The 17,801-nt window shown below is 45.6% G+C and carries 19 protein-coding genes; 9 read left to right on the forward strand and 10 right to left on the reverse strand.

Annotated features, from left to right (window positions below):
• Positions 1-161: 161 nt before the first annotated feature.
• Entirely contained in the window at positions 162-584 is a 423-nt protein-coding gene (locus IQP38_RS09045) for a DUF805 domain-containing protein (protein WP_005384868.1), read from the forward strand.
• Positions 585-1,644: 1,060 nt separating this feature from the next.
• Positions 1,645-1,911, forward strand: a complete 267-nt coding sequence (locus IQP38_RS09050; protein WP_372081343.1) for a GIY-YIG nuclease family protein — start codon at positions 1,645-1,647, stop codon at positions 1,909-1,911.
• On the opposite strand, the gene IQP38_RS09055 is transcribed toward IQP38_RS09050, so the two are convergent.
• The 3 genes from IQP38_RS09055 to glpX all read right to left on the reverse strand — a co-directional run bounded on the left by IQP38_RS09055 (position 1,905) and on the right by glpX (position 4,761).
• Positions 1,905-2,255, reverse strand: a complete 351-nt coding sequence (locus tag IQP38_RS09055) for a DUF3135 domain-containing protein (protein ID WP_176311254.1) — start codon at positions 2,253-2,255, stop codon at positions 1,905-1,907. The two genes, IQP38_RS09050 and IQP38_RS09055, sit on opposite strands and share 7 nt — an antisense overlap.
• Before the next feature lie 160 nt (positions 2,256-2,415).
• Positions 2,416-3,036: a helix-turn-helix transcriptional regulator gene (locus tag IQP38_RS09060; protein WP_005379532.1), complete on the reverse strand. Its 621-nt coding sequence runs from the start codon at positions 3,034-3,036 to the stop codon at positions 2,416-2,418.
• 717 nt (positions 3,037-3,753) lie between these two features.
• On the reverse strand, positions 3,754-4,761 hold the full coding sequence (glpX, locus tag IQP38_RS09065) for a class II fructose-bisphosphatase (protein WP_193837528.1): 1,008 nt from the start codon (positions 4,759-4,761) through the stop codon (positions 3,754-3,756).
• Between the two features lie 348 nt (positions 4,762-5,109).
• Here glpX and zapB point away from each other — a divergent pair, with 348 nt between their 5' ends.
• Positions 5,110-5,352: a cell division protein ZapB gene (gene zapB / locus IQP38_RS09070; protein WP_005379536.1), complete on the forward strand. Its 243-nt coding sequence runs from the start codon at positions 5,110-5,112 to the stop codon at positions 5,350-5,352.
• Between the two features lie 135 nt (positions 5,353-5,487).
• Here the strand turns inward: zapB and rraA are convergent, their stop codons facing one another.
• From rraA to priA, 7 genes are all read right to left on the reverse strand, one after another.
• Positions 5,488-5,994 carry a ribonuclease E activity regulator RraA gene (gene rraA / locus IQP38_RS09075; protein WP_005379537.1) on the reverse strand — a complete coding sequence of 169 codons (507 nt, stop codon included), beginning with the start codon at positions 5,992-5,994 and terminating at the stop codon, positions 5,488-5,490.
• 76 nt (positions 5,995-6,070) lie between these two features.
• Complete coding sequence (locus tag IQP38_RS09080; protein WP_005383178.1) at positions 6,071-6,988, reverse strand: 1,4-dihydroxy-2-naphthoate polyprenyltransferase; 918 nt, start codon at positions 6,986-6,988, stop codon at positions 6,071-6,073.
• Positions 6,989-7,780: 792 nt separating this feature from the next.
• Positions 7,781-9,112 carry an HslU--HslV peptidase ATPase subunit gene (gene hslU / locus IQP38_RS09085; protein ID WP_025768349.1) on the reverse strand — a complete coding sequence of 444 codons (1,332 nt, stop codon included), beginning with the start codon at positions 9,110-9,112 and terminating at the stop codon, positions 7,781-7,783.
• A gap of 23 nt (positions 9,113-9,135) precedes the next feature.
• Positions 9,136-9,687, reverse strand: coding sequence for an ATP-dependent protease subunit HslV (gene hslV, locus IQP38_RS09090; RefSeq protein WP_005383176.1), 552 nt, complete (start codon positions 9,685-9,687; stop codon positions 9,136-9,138).
• A gap of 115 nt (positions 9,688-9,802) precedes the next feature.
• A complete protein-coding gene (ftsN, locus tag IQP38_RS09095; protein WP_047101882.1) occupies positions 9,803-10,351 on the reverse strand; it encodes a cell division protein FtsN in 549 nt (182 codons plus the stop codon).
• 225 nt (positions 10,352-10,576) lie between these two features.
• Complete coding sequence (gene cytR / locus IQP38_RS09100) at positions 10,577-11,605, reverse strand: DNA-binding transcriptional regulator CytR (protein WP_254901949.1); 1,029 nt, start codon at positions 11,603-11,605, stop codon at positions 10,577-10,579.
• A 302-nt stretch (positions 11,606-11,907) separates the two neighbouring features.
• Entirely contained in the window at positions 11,908-14,112 is a 2,205-nt protein-coding gene (gene priA, locus IQP38_RS09105) for a primosomal protein N' (protein ID WP_193837529.1), read from the reverse strand.
• A 296-nt stretch (positions 14,113-14,408) separates the two neighbouring features.
• Between priA and rpmE the strand changes: the two genes are divergently transcribed.
• The 6 genes from rpmE to rplB all read left to right on the forward strand — a co-directional run bounded on the left by rpmE (position 14,409) and on the right by rplB (position 17,801).
• A complete protein-coding gene (gene rpmE, locus IQP38_RS09110; RefSeq protein WP_005379546.1) occupies positions 14,409-14,630 on the forward strand; it encodes a 50S ribosomal protein L31 in 222 nt (73 codons plus the stop codon).
• A 456-nt stretch (positions 14,631-15,086) separates the two neighbouring features.
• Positions 15,087-15,398, forward strand: coding sequence for a 30S ribosomal protein S10 (gene rpsJ / locus IQP38_RS09115; protein WP_004410492.1), 312 nt, complete (start codon positions 15,087-15,089; stop codon positions 15,396-15,398).
• Positions 15,399-15,412: 14 nt separating this feature from the next.
• The gene (gene rplC, locus IQP38_RS09120) at positions 15,413-16,042 is read left to right on the forward strand and encodes a 50S ribosomal protein L3 (protein ID WP_005379555.1); all 630 of its coding nucleotides are present in this window, start codon (positions 15,413-15,415) and stop codon (positions 16,040-16,042) included.
• A gap of 17 nt (positions 16,043-16,059) precedes the next feature.
• Positions 16,060-16,662 carry a 50S ribosomal protein L4 gene (gene rplD, locus IQP38_RS09125; protein WP_005379556.1) on the forward strand — a complete coding sequence of 201 codons (603 nt, stop codon included), beginning with the start codon at positions 16,060-16,062 and terminating at the stop codon, positions 16,660-16,662.
• Complete coding sequence (gene rplW, locus IQP38_RS09130) at positions 16,659-16,961, forward strand: 50S ribosomal protein L23 (protein ID WP_004398471.1); 303 nt, start codon at positions 16,659-16,661, stop codon at positions 16,959-16,961. The genes rplD and rplW overlap by 4 nt, the downstream gene beginning before the upstream one ends.
• 15 nt (positions 16,962-16,976) lie before the next feature.
• Positions 16,977-17,801: a 50S ribosomal protein L2 gene (gene rplB / locus IQP38_RS09135; RefSeq protein ID WP_005383168.1), complete on the forward strand. Its 825-nt coding sequence runs from the start codon at positions 16,977-16,979 to the stop codon at positions 17,799-17,801.

The raw sequence follows: 17,801 nt of genomic DNA on the forward strand, positions 1-17,801 counted from the left end.
TTGCGCTGGATTGCCCGAGAATAGCGAGGGGTTATTGTTACGAATTCTCAGCCTGGCTCTGCTTGTTGTAAGGTCGTTGTGGGCACCCAAGCTATCGGTGTCCTTTCCAAACTATATCGACTGGGCTAATCTATAACCTTTCTACTTTGGGGTAAAATTTGATGTCGACTAAAGAGTTACTGTTTTCTTTTCAAGGACGTATAAACCGTAAAACCTACTGGATTTGGAACGTCATTTACTATGTGTCCATTCTAGGCTTTGGTGCCGGTATCAGCCAACTGCTTCCTACTCTCTCCTATGTGCTTCTTCCTATTTTCTTGGTGGTTCTGTTGATCCCTGATTTGGCGATCACCACCAAGCGTTGGCACGACCGCAACAAATCGATCTATTGGCTAGCACTGAATATTCCGTTGATTATCGGACGAATTGCCACGCCAATGACCAGCCCTGCCGCGCAAGAGCCGTCGACCCCACAGATGTTCGTTGCTTCCATTTCTCTGATTTGTGGTTTATGGATTCTAATTGAATGTGGTTTCTTAAAGGGAACATCAGGACCAAACCAATATGGCCCTGAGCCGGAGTAATCGCCTCAAGTATCGTGCGTGCTGAAAGTAGATTCTTGGTCTCGCTGAGGCTCGCTAGAATGACGAATTCTTTTGATTTAGAGGCTGTTAAACTCACCGTCATTCTGAACTGCGAGGGACGAGCGTGATTCAGAATCTATCGTCCGCTTGAGCAGTGTTTAAGCTGAGCGGAAAAGAATAGGAGCTTGCTGTTACTAGATTCTTAGTCTCGCTGAGGCTCGCTAGCATGACGAACTCTTTTGATGTAGAGGCTATTAAAGCCACCGTCATTCTGAACAGCGAGGAACGAGGTGATTCAGAATCTATCATCCGGTTGAGCAGTGGCTAAGCTGAGTGTGAAAGAGTAGGAGTTTGCTGTTACCAGATCCTTAGTCTCGCTAAGGCTCGCTAGAATGACGAACTCTTTTGATTTAGAGGCTGTCAAACTCACCGTCATTCTGAACTACGAGGGACGAGCGTGATTCAGAATCTATCGTCCGGTTGAGCAGTGGTTAAGCTGAGCGGGAAAGAATAGGAGCTTGCTGTTACTAGATTCTTAGTCTCGCTAAGGCTCGCTAGAATGACGATCCTTTTTGGTTTGGAGGCTGTTAAAGTCATCGTCATTCTGAACTGCGAGGGACGAGCGTGATTCAGAATCTATCGTCCGCTTGACGGGAAAGAATAGGAGCTTGCTGTTACTAGACTCTTAGTCTCGCTGAGGCTCGCTAGAATGACGAACTCTTTTGATATGGAGACTGTTAAAGCCATCATCATTCTGAGCTGCGAGGAATGAGCGTGATCCAGAATCTATCGTCCGGTTGAGCAGTGGTTAAGCTGAGTGTGAAAGAGTAGGAGCTTGCTGATACCAGATTCTTAGTTTCGCTACAGCTCGATTGAGTGACGAGCTCCTTTGATTTAGAGTCTGTGAAAGCCATCGTCATTCTGAATAACGAAGCACGAGTGTGATTCAGAATCTACGCACAGAGCGCTCCGAGTTTGAACTGAGCGATTGAATTACAATGGAAAAGTAACAGCGAATAATGAAGGAGAATGAATCATCGATAAGACACCTTGCGTTTATATCCTAACGTCAAATAACAACGCTGTTCTCTACATAGGTGTTACCAGTCAGCTGCCCCAAAGAATATGGCAACATAAAAATGGAGTAGTGGAAGGATTTACTAAGAAATACAACGTTCATAAGCTCGTTTACTTTGAGTTATTCGACGATATCGCTAATGCTATAAACCGAGAAAAGCAGCTCAAGCAGTGGAAGCGTGAGTGGAAGTTAGCCTTGGTAAGAGAAACGAACCCTAACTTTCTCGATCTATCTACTGAGTATCAGTAAAAATCATCCCTATCTTTAAACGCATTTAAGCTAACCACATCCGCTTTTTGTGTCGGTGCCGCTTCCCCTTCTAGCGCTGCTTTGAACTTTACGACCTGTTTTTGCAACTCGTTCATCAATACCACATTGGTGTGATGAGGGTTTTTACACGTGCTGATGACTCTATCAATGTGGCTTTGTTGAGCCCACAATCTTTCTTTCATATCTTCTGATGCGCTTTCGATCATCTCTTTCGCCATCTCATGACGAAATTGCTCAAAAGCTTCTGGGTCTCGCTCTGCCATTCGAACCATTTCATCGAATGGAGGAAGCGTTTGGGGTGGGATATGACGTAGAGTAGACATCGATGCTCTCCAAATCCTTATGGAAATTGCCTTTAGTTACTAAAAGCCTATACCACTAGAAAGAGGAGAGAGGATGAATTCTTCAGCCGTCTCACTTATAAGAGAAGCTTTCAAGCTTGAGATTGAATAAGTGCGGCATGTCGATGTTTGGTTGTGGTGGTTACTGCAGTTGTTGGATGCGGTAAACGCAGCGTCTTTGGCCACTAATGATGTGTTCGGTACGCTCTACTTTGGTGTCACGTCCAAGTAAAGACTGAAAGACACTTAATTCTGATTGGCACAAGCTTGGGCAGCGAGTTGCGGCTTTACAAATCGGACAGTGATTTTCGATCAAGATGAATCCGTTCTCATCTTTCTCGAGCTCTGCCATATAGCCTTCTTGCTCTCTTAATGTGACGAGTGTTTCTAGTTTGCTTTGCAGAGAGTCGCATTGCTCAAGATGCTGACGATAACTTTGTAACGTGAGTTTTTCCCTCTCTGATGTGACTTTTTCCAGTCCATCTTTGCCAAAGATATGTTCGACAGCTTCTATAAACTGAATGGTCAACTCACCGTGACGGTCAGCAAATTGCTCATGACCTTTTTGAGTGAGAGACCAATGACGAGCAGGGCGACCAACTTTTACTTTTACGTCATGGATAGACAGGATGCCATCATCTTCTAAACTCTGCAGGTGCTGACGCGCCCCCATGGTTGTCATACCTAGCTCAGAAGAGAGTTGTTTTGCAGTGACGGAGCCATCACGCTTAACGATTTGCAATATCCTATCTACGGTCTTCATATACCCACCATTTATACGTCAGTACATATTATGCGCGATAGGGTTAGTAAAGAAAAGTGTTGACTTAATTTGAGTGTGGCTTTGTAGGGGCTATGTTCATATGAGCCAAGATATGTCGTCATTCAGAACAGCGAGAAACGAGGTGATTCAGAATCTATCGTCCGGTTGAGCAGTGGTTAAGGTGACCAGGAAAGAATAGGAGCTTGTTACCACTAGATTCTTAGTCTCGCTGGAACTGGCTAGAATGACGAGTTCTTTTGATTTAGAGCTTATTAAAGTCACCGTAATTCTGAACAACGAGGAACGAGTGTAATTCAGAACCTACTGTCCGGCTGTGCAGTGGCTAAGTTGAGCGGGAAAGAAGCGGAGTTTGCTGTTACCAGATTCTTAGTCTCGCTGGAGCTCGCTAGAATGACGAGTTTTTTCGATTTAGAGCTTGCTATGGTAGCGGTCATTCTGAACAGCGAGGAACGAGGTGATTCAGAATCTATCTTCCGGTTGAGCAGTGGTTAAGGTGACCAGCAAAGAATAGGAGCCTGCTGTTACCAGATTCTTAGTCTCGCTGGAGCTGGCTAGAATGACGAGTTCTTTTGATTTAGAGCTTATTAAAGTCACCGTCATTCTGAACAACGAGGAACGAATGTGATTCAGAATCTATTGCCCGTTGTGCGGAAAGAAAGGCTCAAACTCAGACTGAGCGAGAGCCTCGAGAAATGCTTAAAGAATAATATCACGCACTTCTGGATCTTTACGATCTAAGTAGTGAGTCGATTTGATGCGGCGAATAGTTCGGCATCGACCGCGTACGAGCAGCGTTTCTGTGGTTGCAATATTGCCTTGACGAGAGATACCTTCCAGCAAGTCACCTTTAGTGATGCCTGTAGCTGAAAATACCACATTGTCGCTACGAGCCATGTCTTCCATTTTGAGGACAACATTCGCTTTTACGCCCATTTCATCGCAGCGTTTTAGTTCATCTACACCGTAAATGCGGTTTTCTTCAGTATCGCCTTTTACCTCATGACGAGGAAGCAGGCGACCGTGCATGTCACCGTCTAGCGCTCGAATTACCGCTGCTGATACAACCCCTTCTGGCGCACCGCCAATACAGTACATCATGTCCACTTCACTGTCTGGCATACAAGTTAGAATAGAGGCAGCGACGTCACCATCAGGCACCGCAAAAACACGTACGCCCATTGCTTGCATTTCTGCAATAACGTCATTGTGGCGAGGTTTCGCAAGGGTAATAACGACTAGGGTATCAAGTGGCTTGTTCAGGGCTTTTGCTACGTTCTCTAGGTTTTCTTTTAACGGCTTTTCTAAGTCAATTACGCCTTTTGCACCAGGGCCAACAACCAGTTTTTCCATGTACATATCTGGCGCTTTAAGAAAGCTGCCTTTCTCACCTGCGGCAAGTACGGCTAGTGCGTTCGATTGTCCCATTGCCGTCATACGCGTCCCTTCAATCGGGTCGACTGCAATATCTACTTCATCACCACCAATACCCACTTGCTCACCAATGTACAGCATTGGCGCATCATCGATTTCACCCTCACCAATGACAATTTCACCACTGATATCTGTTTTGTTCAGTAGCGTGCGCATAACTTCAACAGCTGCGCCATCGGCTGCGTTTTTATCGCCACGGCCAAGCCATTTGTAACCAGCCAGAGCTGCACCTTCAGTCACACGGGAAAATGCCATTGCTAAATCGCGTTTCATGATGTCTCCAAGTAAGCAAGAGGGAAGAAGAATTTGCGCGGCGATTCTATCACAAGGTCGAGTAAACGTTTGCCTTTTTGCGAGGCTTTTACTTTATCTAACTTGAATTTGATCAATACTTAGGGCGATTTTCAGCGTAGCGAGACGCAAAATCCTTGCTCAAAAATGCTTCGGCGACAAGAAAAGTCAGCGTTTAGTGAGATTGCGCTGATTTTTTGACCGAATGATGCAAAATATCGAATATAGTGAGTGTTTCTCATCGCGACGCTGAGTAGAATGAACCTTATATAGGTTAGGTGTGCATCAATCTCGCACATCGTCCCAACGGAATAACATAGGTAGGCCAAGATGTCTTTTGAAGTACTAGAACAACTAGAATCTAAAATTCAAACTGCAGTTGACACAATCACTCTTCTTCAGATGGAAGTCGAAGAGCTGAAAGAAGATAAAGCTAAACTTGCGGAAGAAGCGAACGAGCTTCGCTCTCAACGTGAAGAGCTAGAGCAAAAAGCACAACAAGCACAGCAAGAGCACGCACAATGGCAAGAGCGCATTCGTGCACTACTTGGCAAAATGGACGAAGTGGAATAATTCGGCTTCTTCATTCCAAATTAAAAACACCCGCGTTAAGCGGGTGTTTGTGTTTTAGGGAAGTAGAAAATGTTAAGACAAGGCTAGGCGCTAAGAGCCAAGAGAAGACCCTATAACTTAGGCGCCTAAGACTCGCTATGCTTCTTCATCCAACTCTAAATCAATATTCAATGGTTCAGGCGACAGGATAATTCCGGTGCTATCAGCATAAATATAATCTTCAGGTAAGAAGCTGACGCCGCCAAAGTTGACTGGTACATCCAATTCGCCAATACCTTGACTTGTCGCTCCAACAGGAATAGAAGCGAGGGCTTGAATGCCTAAGTTCATATCTTCAAGTTCATCTACTTCACGAACACAGCCGTAAACGACAATGCCTTCCCACTCGTTTTCTTCCGCAATGGTTGCGATTTCTGCATCGATAAGGGCTTTACGTAGGGAACCGCCACCGTCAATTAACAAAACGCGACCAAGTCCATCTTGCTCTAATGTCTCGCGGATCAACGAATTATCTTCAAAACACTTGATGGTGGTGATTTGCCCGGCAAATGAAGCGCGACCGCCAAAGTTACTGAACATTGGTTCAACCACATCTACCTGATCGAGGTAGATATCACAGAGTGCTGAGGTATTGTATTCCATAGCGTACCTTTCTAAACAGAAATTGGTTGTCTTTGAGTATATCTAGGCATTAAGTCAATGCAATGACAATCCTTTTTTAACTTACTAGAGTTTGAGCTACCACAATTGTTGCAAACAAAACGTTGGTGACTAGAGAGCATTTCACGATGACTGGCATCATTGGTGCTATTTGAGCAGGCTTTTGTGTATGCCAAACCGCTTTACCATGATCGGCCACGAAATAAATACTAAGTAAGAATGGCAAGCTAATCCAAACGGGTTTGTCTTGAATTAACAAGTAAGCCGCAAAGGCAAGGATAGCTCCGCCAAGTAAAATAAAGTGGTACTGTTTGGCTTTACGTTGACCTAAGCGTACCGCCACCGTGCGTTTACCACACTCTCGGTCGTTCTCTATATCACGCATATTGTTGATATTGAGTACTGCAACGGCGAGTAAACCGCAGCCTAAAGCAGGTAAGAATAGCGTGGTGTCTACGTGACCGGTATGCAAGAAGTAGGTACCGGATACGCCGAGTAAACCAAAAAACAAGAACACTGATATATCGCCAAGCCCCACGTAACCGTATGGTTTGCTACCCATGGTATAAGCAATGGCGGCGAGAATGGCCAAAATTCCCAGCCCGATAAAAGTAACAATGCTTTCCAGTGAACTTAGTGAATAGAAAACCAACACCAAGCCTGAAATGGCGGTCAGAACGATGTTAAAGATAATCGCTTGTTTCATCTGTTTAGCACTTACCGCGCCTGACTGCATCGCTCGTAATGGGCCGAGGCGTTTGTCGTTATCTGTACCTTGAACGGCATCGCCATAGTCGTTTGCCAGGTTGGACAGAATTTGCAGCAATGTCGCGGTTACGAAAGCCATGATGGCAATCGTCAGTGAGAAATGACCCGCCGAGTAGGCGAGTACGCTACCTGTTAAGATAGAGACCAATGCCAGAGGTAATGTTTTTGGACGAGCGGCTTCAAGCCAGATCTGTAGAGATTGTTTCATGGAAATTTCGTGCTAGTAACCAATGTGCCCAGTATAAGCACAAAGAGGCAGATACGCTATTGACCTAAAACAACTCAACTAGAAGTCAAAGGGTGATTCAGAATCTATCATCCGGTTGTGCAGTGGTGAAGGTGAGTGGGAAAGAAAGGCGTCTGCTGTTAGCAGATTCTTAGTCTCGCTTAAGCTCGCTAGAATGACGAGAGCTTTTGATCTAGATGTTGTCTAAGTCACCGTCATTCTGAACAGCGAGGAACGAGTGTGATTCAGAATCTATCATCCGATTGTGAAGTGTTGTGGTGAGAGAGAAAGAATAGGCGTTTGCTGTTAGCAGATTCTTAGTCTCGCTTAAGCTCGCTAGAATGACGAGAGCTTTTGATCTAGATGTTGTCTAAGTCACCGTCATTCTGAACAGCGAGGAACGAGTGTGATTCAGAATCTATCATCCGATTGTGAAGTGTTACGGTGAGAGAGAAAGAATAGGCGTCTGCTGTTACTAGATTCTTAGTCTCGCTTGAGCTCGCTAGAATGACGAGATCTTTTTTGATTTAGGTGTTGTCACAGTAACCGTCATTCTGAACAGCGAGGAACGAGGTGATTCAGAATCTATCGTCCCAATAGTGCCGTGGTTAAGGTGAGTTGGAAAGAATAGGCGTCTGCTGTTAGCAGATTCTTAGTCTCACTTGAGCTCGCTAGAATGACGAGAACTTTTGATTTAGGTGTTGTCACAGTGGCCGTCATTCTATACAAAAAGCCCAGAAACAAGGTTCTGGGCTTTGGTAAAATAGATTGCGATTAAAGAATAAAGCGGCTTAGATCTTCATCTTCAATTGTGTCGCCTAAGCGTGCTTTCACATAAGCGGAATCAATAACGAATTTAGCGCCAGATTGCTCCGCTGCGTCGTAAGAGATTTCATCCATTAAGCGTTCCATAACGGTGTGTAAGCGACGAGCACCGATGTTTTCTGTGCTTTCGTTGACCGTCCATGCAGCTTCCGCGATTTGCGTGATACCGTCTTCTGTGAATTCGATGTCCACATCTTCCGTTTTCATCAACGCAACGTACTGCTCTGTTAGAGAGGCTTTTGGTTCTGTCAGAATGCGTTTGAAGTCGTTGCTGCTTAGTGCTTCTAGCTCAACGCGAATTGGTAGACGACCTTGCAATTCTGGGATCAAGTCAGATGGTTTTGCCACTTGGAATGCACCAGATGCAACAAACAGAATGTGGTCTGTTTTTACCATGCCGTGCTTGGTTGATACCGTGCTGCCTTCAATCAATGGAAGTAGGTCGCGCTGAACACCTTCGCGTGAAACGTCTGGGCCTGAGCTCTCGCCGCGTTTACAGATCTTGTCGATCTCATCGATAAATACGATGCCGTTGTTTTCAACGTTGAAAATCGCTGCTTCTTTTAGCTCTTCTTGGTTTACCAGTTTCGCCGCTTCTTCTTCCGCTAACGCTTTCATTGCGTCTTTGATTTTCAGCTTACGTTTTTTCTTAGTGTCGCCTGCCAGGTTTTGGAACATGCCTTGCAGCTGGTTAGTCATCTCTTCCATACCAGGAGGCGCCATGATCTCTACGCCCATCTGCGGTGCGGCTACGTCGATTTCAATTTCTTTATCGTCTAGTTGGCCTTCACGCAGTTTCTTACGGAAGATCTGGCGAGTGTGAGAAGACTCTTCCGTTTGCTCTGCTTGACCCCAACTATCACGTGCTGGTGGCAGTAGCGCATCAAGAATACGTTCTTCCGCTTGCTCTTCTGCGCGGAATTTCACTTTCTCCATCGCTTGTTGATGCGTCATTTTCACAGCGACATCTGTTAGGTCACGGATGATGGTTTCAACTTCTTTACCAACGTAACCCACTTCGGTGAATTTTGTCGCTTCAACTTTGATGAAAGGGGCATTTGCCAGTTTTGCGAGGCGTCGTGCGATTTCAGTCTTACCAACACCAGTAGGACCAATCATCAAGATGTTTTTTGGCGTCACTTCGGCACGCAAGCTTTCTTCAAGCTGCATGCGGCGCCAGCGGTTACGAAGTGCAATCGCAACCGAACGCTTGGCTTTTTCTTGACCGATAATGTGGCGGTTCAATTCATGAACGATTTCGCGAGGCGTCATTTCAGACATATTCTTTCCTTACTTCGTTACGATTACGCGGTTGGTTTTTCAGGCTCTACTGTTGAGTCTAGCTCTTCTACCGTGTGGTGATGGTTAGTGAAGACACAAATATCACCCGCGATATTGAGAGCTTTTTCCGCGATCTCACGAGCATCTAGATCTGTGTTTTCTAGTAGGGCGGTTGCGGCAGCTTGTGCGTAAGCACCACCAGAGCCAATCGCAATCAGGTCATGTTCTGGCTGTACGACATCACCATTACCGGTAATGATTAACGATGCGGTTTCGTCGGCAACGGCAAGTAAGGCTTCGAGCTTGCGCAAAGCACGATCGCTACGCCAGTCTTTAGCTAGCTCAACTGCCGCTTTGGTTAGGTGACCTTGGTGCATTTGCAGTTTGCTTTCGAAGCGCTCAAAAAGGGTGAAGGCATCCGCAGTACCGCCGGCAAAGCCCGCTAGTACTTGGTTGTTGTACAGGCGGCGAACTTTGCGCGCATTACCTTTCATTACGGTATTGCCTAGAGATACTTGGCCATCACCCGCGATGACGACTTTATTATTTCGACGTACAGATACAATGGTAGTCACAGTCGACCTCTTGATTATTTCTCTTTGGATTTAATTCAGTATATGGGGGAGGAGAAATGGGGATTCAAGGGGGCAAAAAGAAAGGCCCTAGGATCTTAGCTCCTAGGGCCTGAGTTTAAAGATTTTCTTTCCAAATCGCACACGGCTCGATTTTCGCGCGTTGCAGTTTATGACGGTCACGTTCTGCATCACGTTTGAACTTATACGGACCTAGCACCACGCGATACCATGAACTGCCTTCTTTCTTACGAATCTTGCTCGACATCCCTTGGAACGCGATTGCAAGCTTACGCTCTTCGGCTTGTGCCTGGGTTTTGTACGCGCCACACTGCATGATGTAAGGAATTTTAGAAACTTCAATTTCTTTGGCCACAACTTCAACTTCACGTTTCGGTAGTGACTCAACATATTCCCATTTTTCTTCTGGTGGTGGCGGCAAGTCTTTTTTCGGCTTTGGTTTGCTTACAGTGGTTGTTGGCTGCTTCACGACTGGTTGTTTAGGTTCTGGGTCACTACTCAAAAGGTAAAGACCATAGCCAAAACCGCCCACGAGCAAGATAGCGAGCAGGCCACTGCGCCAAGGTTTTTTTCTTTTCGGCGGCTGTTTTTTTGTCGACTTTTTTGGGGCGCCTCGCCCTCGTCTTACATAATCTCTATTTGCCACGGTTATTTCTGGTCATCAAGGATTCTTGCAAATATGTTAATCCAGAACGAGTTGAGAAAACACCCTATTGATAGAATCTTGATAGCTAAAGCGCGACAACGCCCGAGTGTAGGAGTGTGTTTCCGTTCTCACTTACATTTATTCAGGGATACACAAAAAGCAGGAGGGGTAAATAAAAAAGCGGCGCCTTAGCACCGCTTTGGGGATGAATACCTAATCTTTAGGTTAAGGACGCTGTGGTGGCGCTGCACTTCCACGAATGACGAGATTAGTTTCAAGCAGACGCGAGCCTGAATGCACGTCGTGGCCTTTTAACATCTCGAGCATCATTAGCATCGCTTGTCGACCAATCTCATAGCGAGGTTGAGAGATGGTGGTCAACGGTGGATCGCAGTACTGAGCGAAGTTAATGTCATCAAAGCCCACAACAGAGAGATCTTGCGGTACTCGTAAGCCAAGCTTTTTCGCTTCTTGAATTGCGCCGATGGCCATTGTGTCACAGTGACAGAAAATAGCCGTTGGTGGTTCTGGCAATTCGAGCAGTTTACGAACGGCTTTTGCTCCGCCATCAAAAGAGAACTCAGTAATGACACTATATTGTGGATCTTTATTGATGCCGGCACGGCGCAGGGCTTGTTGGTAGCCTTGCTGGCGGAACTGACACAATATTGCTGTATCTGGTCCAGAGATTTGAGCAATGCGTTTATGACCTAATTGAGTCAGGTAGTTCACCGCTTCAAATGCTGAGGTCAGGTTATCAATATGTACTGTCGGAAGCTCGAGCTCTGGCGCAAATTCACACGCCATTACCATCGGAGGTAAGTTCTTTTGCTCTGGCTTACTGACATCGAATGGTAGATCTGTACCAAGCAGTAGCATTCCATCTGCCTGCTTAGTAAATACGAGGTTAACGAAAGAGCTTTCGCGTTTCTTCTGTTGTCCGCTATCACCCAACAGGACTAGATAGCCATGTTCCATGGCTGCATCTTCAATACCGCGAATAATTTCAGAAAAATAAGGATCACAGATGTCGGGAACGATAGTAACAATGGTTTTTGATTCGTTTCTACGTAAGTTACGCGCTAATGAGTTTGGAGAATAACCCGCTTCAAGTACGGCATCTTCTACTCTCTTTCTTGTAGAAGAAGAGACTTTCTCTGGATTCATTAAGGCTCGAGATACCGTAGCCGTAGACACTCCCGCAAGCTGGGCAACATCCTTCATTGTCGCCATAGTTTTTAACCTCTCATTTATTTTTGCCAAGATGACGTTATTCCGGTTTGAAATCAGAGTAATCAAACCGAGTTAGAGCTGTATTTGCTCTTCGCTCAGTTCGTGTTAACGAGTGGGAAAATGGATTCTTCACCGCGATATCAATTTGTGGGAATAGTCATTGTTTTAATCTAAGCCTGTGCAAACAAGTCACTTTAGACTTTTCTAATTTGGATAGTCTATTCATTTCTAAAGTGAAAGTTACGGTCTGTTTAACAAAAATTGTAATCTTGGTGTGATTCTGGTCACATTAAATGGTAATTCATTACATAGTTAAACGTTTGCTAGCTGAGATCTTGTGGTTCTATGTCTAAATTCCAGCGTACTTTCTTAGCATTTGGCAACAACTCAATAGCAGGTTTGGCACTGGTTAATAACTTTTGCATCAATGAACGATGCTGAGTTTGCAGTAATAGTTGCCAACGGTATTTACCAGCCCGCTTGGCCAAAGGTGAAGGAGTAGGGCCTAACACCATGCAGGAATCATCGAACAGAGGGTGTGACTCTAACGTAAAGCGGACCTGACGCAGGAAGTCTTCAACTACCTCACTTTGGTTCGCCTCTGCTTTAAACAGAGTCAAGAAACTATAAGGCGGAAGCTGAGCCAATTTGCGTTCTTCCAGAGCAGTCATAGCAAAGTGGCGATAGTCTTTTTGAAGCAGGGCCTGCAGCAAGCTGTGCTCAGGATGGTGGGTTTGTAGGATAACCTCGCCAGGTTTACTTGCGCGGCCGGCACGACCTGCGACTTGAATAAACAACTGCGCTAGTCGCTCGGAAGCGCGGAAGTCACTACTATAGAGAGAGCCATCAACATCCAAAAGAGCAACGAGCGTTACATTTGGAAAATGGTGCCCCTTAGCCAGCATTTGGGTGCCAATCAGAATTTGATGTTCACCTTTACGAATCGATTCAAGGGCATCTTCCAAACTACCTTTGCGACGTGTGCTGTCTCTGTCGATGCGAATGGCGTTGTATTCTGGAAATAACTGAGCCAATTGTTGTTCGAGTTGTTCCGTTCCTACGCCGACGGTAACCAATTGGGTTGAACCACACCCCTGACATTGATGAATCACCGGTTGTTGTGAGCCGCAGTGATGGCAGCGTATTTCGTTGCTGTAATGGTGGAACGTATAGTACGCATCACAGCGTTTACATTCTGCAATCCAACCGCATTCATGGCACATCAAAGCGGGCGAAAAGCCTCGACGGTTAAGAAACAACATTACTTGATTGCCCGCTTTTAAATGCTTGCGCATCTTGGCAATCAGTTGGGCAGATAAGCCACTTTCTAAATACTGACCTTTTACATCTAACACTTTATTAGTGGTTGGCACGGCAGAGCCAGCTCGTTGGGTTAGTGTTAAATGGTGATATTTGCCTGACAAGGCATTGTGCAATGTCTCCAGTGCAGGTGTGGCTGAGCCCAGAACAATCGGAACTTGTTCTTTATGAGCGCGCATTACAGCAACATCGCGTGCATGATAACGCAAGCTATCTTGCTGTTTGTAAGAGGTGTCATGTTCCTCGTCCACAATGATAATCCCGAGATCAGCAAAAGGCGCGAGTAGGGCAGAGCGTGTGCCGATAATGATTCCGGCCGCTTTGTCGCGTGCAGAAAGCCACGCATTCAGACGCTCCGTCTCGTTTAACCCGGAGTGGATGACGTCAACTGGCACATTAAAACGGCGTTTAAAGCGGTTGATGGTTTGTGGTGTTAAGCCAATCTCTGGTACTAAAACTAATGCTTGTTTCCCTTGCTCTAAAACTGGTTTGATAAGGTTTAAGTAAACTTCTGTTTTACCAGAGCCAGTTACTCCCTCTAATAAATAGCAAGCAAAACCTGTTTGGCTATTTACACTCGCAATAGCCAGCGCTTGTTCGTGGTTGAGCTTAGGCTTCTCGACGTCGCATTCAACGTGCTGTCCCCACTGGGTGATTGCAGGCTTCTTCTCGATACGTTCAATCCAGCCTTTCTCTTCTAAAGACTTTAGTACTGTTGAGGCTATCTCTTGGTCGACAAATTCCTGGTGAGGCAAAGCGCCGTTAACCAACATTTGCAAGACCTTCTGTTGTTTGACCGCTCGACGATCAAGCCCTTGCATCAGCTTGTCTTTACCGGATTCGGTAATTTGCCACTCTTGTAGCGTCGCAAACTCGGCCGCTTTGCCTTTCCTCAGCGCGGCAGGCATTGCATTGTGTAGAGTGTCACCTAGAGGGTACTGATAGAACTGGCTGCACCAAGTCAGCAACGAATAAAGCTTTTCAGACCATATCGGCTGAGAATCAAGAACTGCTTTGATTGGCTTGAGTTGATCTTTGGGAAAGTCGGAGTGGTTCACCATTGCGGTGACGATGCCGACTAAGGTTTGGCGTCCAAAAGGTACGGAAACACGTCCACCAATGATCGGAAACAGGTGCCCCGGAATGGCGTAATCAAATTGTTTGTCGAGCGGAACGGGTAATGCCACTCTAGCAATGGTTGGACGCATAAATTCTTAGCTATTAAAAAAGAGGGAAAGGAAATGAGAGTCTATTAAAATCGGTTTGGAAATTCGAGTAAAGCAATGCGATTCAGCGTGAATCGTGCCTCTATGATTAGTCTGGCTAAAAAAGTGGCGAAAAAGTTGCCAAATGTGTTGATCCGAGCAATGTGATTCTTTACTATATCGCGCCTTGAGATATGGCTTCGGCAATTAGTTGATGCGGTATCCCATTTTATTATTAATTGCGTGTGGTGTGCGGCTTAGATTCGTATAGCGACACGGCCTACTATTGAGGTTATCCCATGAAAGCTGGTATCCACCCAGAATACAAAGCAGTAAAAGCTACTTGTTCTTGCGGCAACTCTTTTGAGTTCAACTCTACTCTAGGTAAAGAGTCTATCCACCTAGACGTATGTGACAAGTGTCACCCATTCTACACTGGTAAGCAACGTATCGTTGATACAGGCGGCCGTGTTGATCGCTTCAACAAGCGTTTCGGTGCACTATCAAGCGGTAAGAAATAATAGCAGCCGCTATTACGATTACAGTTTAGAAAAGGACGCTTCGGCGTCCTTTTTGTTTTAATGGCTACCAAGCGAAGAGGAATGTATGGGGTTTGGAATATTCCCGATTATTTTTCACTCAGCGCTTGCAACCTAAAGTGTGATCTGTATAATGCAGCGCACTGGTTAAGCCAGTTGTGAACCAATGAGCAGTGAGGAGCGAGCAAATCTAAGGATTTTCGAGGTAATGTATACTCAGCTTATGTTCGCGGTTAATACAATTAGCTATCTTTTCTTCGGAAAAACTATCCTCAAAGGTGACTTTGGCATATAGGGATAGTTAATCGAAAATTAACTGACAATGCGTCCTAATCTTGGATGCTACGGTTTCACATAAATCAATCGGCATTCTCTCGTCTTGACGAGTTTGAGTGGCGATATTGTTTGTGTAATTTATTAAATTTGGAGCTCTGTCTCATGCAGAACCAACGTATCCGTATCCGCCTAAAAGCTTTCGATTACAAACTAATCGATGCTTCTACAGCGGAAATCGTTGAAACAGCTAAGCGCACTGGCGCACAGGTTCGTGGTCCAATCCCACTGCCAACTCGTAAAGAGCGTTTCACAGTTCTTATCTCTCCACACGTTAACAAGAAAGCACGTGACCAGTACGAAATCCGTACTCACAAGCGTCTAATCGACATCGTTGAGCCAACAGACAAGACTGTTGATGCTCTAATGCGTCTAGACCTTGCTGCGGGCGTTGACGTTCAAATTAGCCTAGGTTAAGGGAGATTAGAAGTATGATTGGTCTAATCGGTCGTAAAGTGGGCATGACCCGCGTATTTACTGAAGAAGGCGTTTCTATCCCAGTAACAGTTGTTGAGGTTGAAGCTAACCGTGTTTCTCAAGTGAAAACTCTTGAAACTGACGGCTACGCAGCAATCCAGGTTACAGCTGGTTCTAAGAAAGCTAACCGTGTAAACAAAGCTGAAGCAGGTCACTTTGCTAAAGCTGGCGTTGAAGCTGGTCGCGGTCTTTGGGAATTCCGTTTAGAAAACGGCGAAGAGTTCGAAGTTGGTTCAGAACTAACTGTTGAACTATTCAACGAAACTAAGAAAGTAGACGTTACTGGTACATCTAAGGGTAAAGGTTTCCAAGGCGCTGTTAAGCGTTGGAACTTCCGTACTCAAGATATGACTCACGGTAACTCATTGTCTCACCGTGCTCCTGGTTCTATCGGTCAATGTCAGACTCCAGGTCGCGTATTTAAAGGCAAGAAAATGGCAGGTCACATGGGTGCTGAGCGTGTAACGACTCAAAACCTAGAGATCGTACGTGTTGACGCTGAGCGCAACCTGCTTCTTATTAAAGGTGCAGTCCCAGGCGCAACTGGCGGCAACGTGATCGTTAAACCAGCTGTTAAAGCATAACGTCTCAGGAGTAAGTAATGGAACTAATGGTTAAAGGTGCCGATGCACTAACTGTTTCCGAAACTACTTTCGGACGTGAGTTTAACGAAGCTCTTGTACACCAAGTAGTTGTTGCGTACGCAGCAGGTGCTCGTCAAGGTACTCGTGCTCAAAAAACACGTTCAGAAGTTTCTGGCGGTGGCGCTAAGCCATGGCGTCAAAAAGGTACTGGCCGTGCGCGTGCTGGTACAATCCGTAGCCCAATCTGGCGTACAGGTGGTGTTACTTTTGCTGCGAAACCACAAGATCACAGCCAAAAAGTAAACAAAAAAATGTACCGTGGTGCTATGAAGAGCATTCTTTCTGAGCTTGTTCGTCAAGAGCGTCTAATCGTTGTTGATAACTTCTCAGTTGAAGCACCAAAGACTAAAGAGCTAGTTGCTAAGCTTAAAGAGCTTGAGCTAACTGACGCTCTAATCGTGACTAGCGAAGTAGATGAGAATCTATTCCTAGCTGCTCGTAACCTATACAAAGTTGACGCACGTGATGTTGCTGGTATCGATCCAGTATCTCTAATCGCGTTTGACAAAGTTGTAATGACTGCAGAAGCAGTTAAGCAAGTAGAGGAAATGCTAGCATGATCACTGAAGAGCGTATCCTAAAAGTTCTACGTGCACCGCACATCTCTGAAAAAGCAACTATGGCAGCTGAGAAAGCGAACACTATCGTTTTCAAAGTAGCTAAAGATGCGACTAAAAAAGAGATCAAAGCAGCTGTAGAAAAGCTATTTGAAGTTGAAGTTAAGTCTGTAAATACTCTTATCACTAAGGGTAAAACCAAACGTCAAGGTCTACGCCAAGGTCGCCGCAGCGACGTTAAGAAAGCGTACGTTACTTTGAAAGAAGGTCAAGATCTTGACTTCGTTGGCGGCGCGGAATAACAGGAGTAGTTAAAAATGGCTATTGTTAAATGTAAGCCGACTTCCCCTGGTCGTCGTCACGTTGTTAAAGTTGTTAACGCTGACCTACACAAGGGCAAGCCATACGCACCTCTTCTAGAGAAAAACTCTAAGAACGGTGGTCGTAACAACAAGGGTCGTATCACAGTACGTCACATCGGCGGTGGTCACAAGCATCACTACCGTGTAGTTGACTTCAAACGTACTAAAGATGGTATTCCAGCGACAGTTGAGCGTCTTGAATACGATCCAAACCGTAGCGCAAACATTGCTCTAGTTCTTTACAAAGACGGTGAGCGTCGCTACATCCTAGCACCTAAAGGTGTTGTAGCTGGTGATGTTATTCAGTCTGGTGTTGATGCACCAATCAAAGCTGGTAACACTCTACCAATGCGTAATATCCCAGTAGGTTCAACAGTACATAACGTTGAACTTAAGCCTGGTAAAGGTGGTCAGCTAGCTCGTTCGGCTGGTGCTTACGCTCAAATCGTTGCTCGCGACGGTGCGTACGTAACTATCCGTCTACGTTCTGGCGAGATGCGCAAAGTTCTTTCTGAAGGCCGTGCAACAATCGGTGAAGTTGGTAACTCTGAGCACATGCTACGTGAACTTGGTAAAGCAGGTGCATCACGTCATCGCGGTATCCGTCCAACGGTTCGTGGTGTTGTAATGAACCCGATTGACCACCCACATGGTGGTGGTGAAGGTCGTACTTCTGGTGGTCGTCACCCAGTATCTCCTTGGGGTATGCCTACTAAAGGCTTCAAGACTCGTAAGAACAAACGCACTGACAAGTACATCGTACGTCGTCGTAACAAGTAA

It is taken from the genome of Vibrio sp. OPT41, assembly GCF_015163595.1.
Lineage (GTDB): Bacteria > Pseudomonadota > Gammaproteobacteria > Enterobacterales > Vibrionaceae > Vibrio > Vibrio alginolyticus.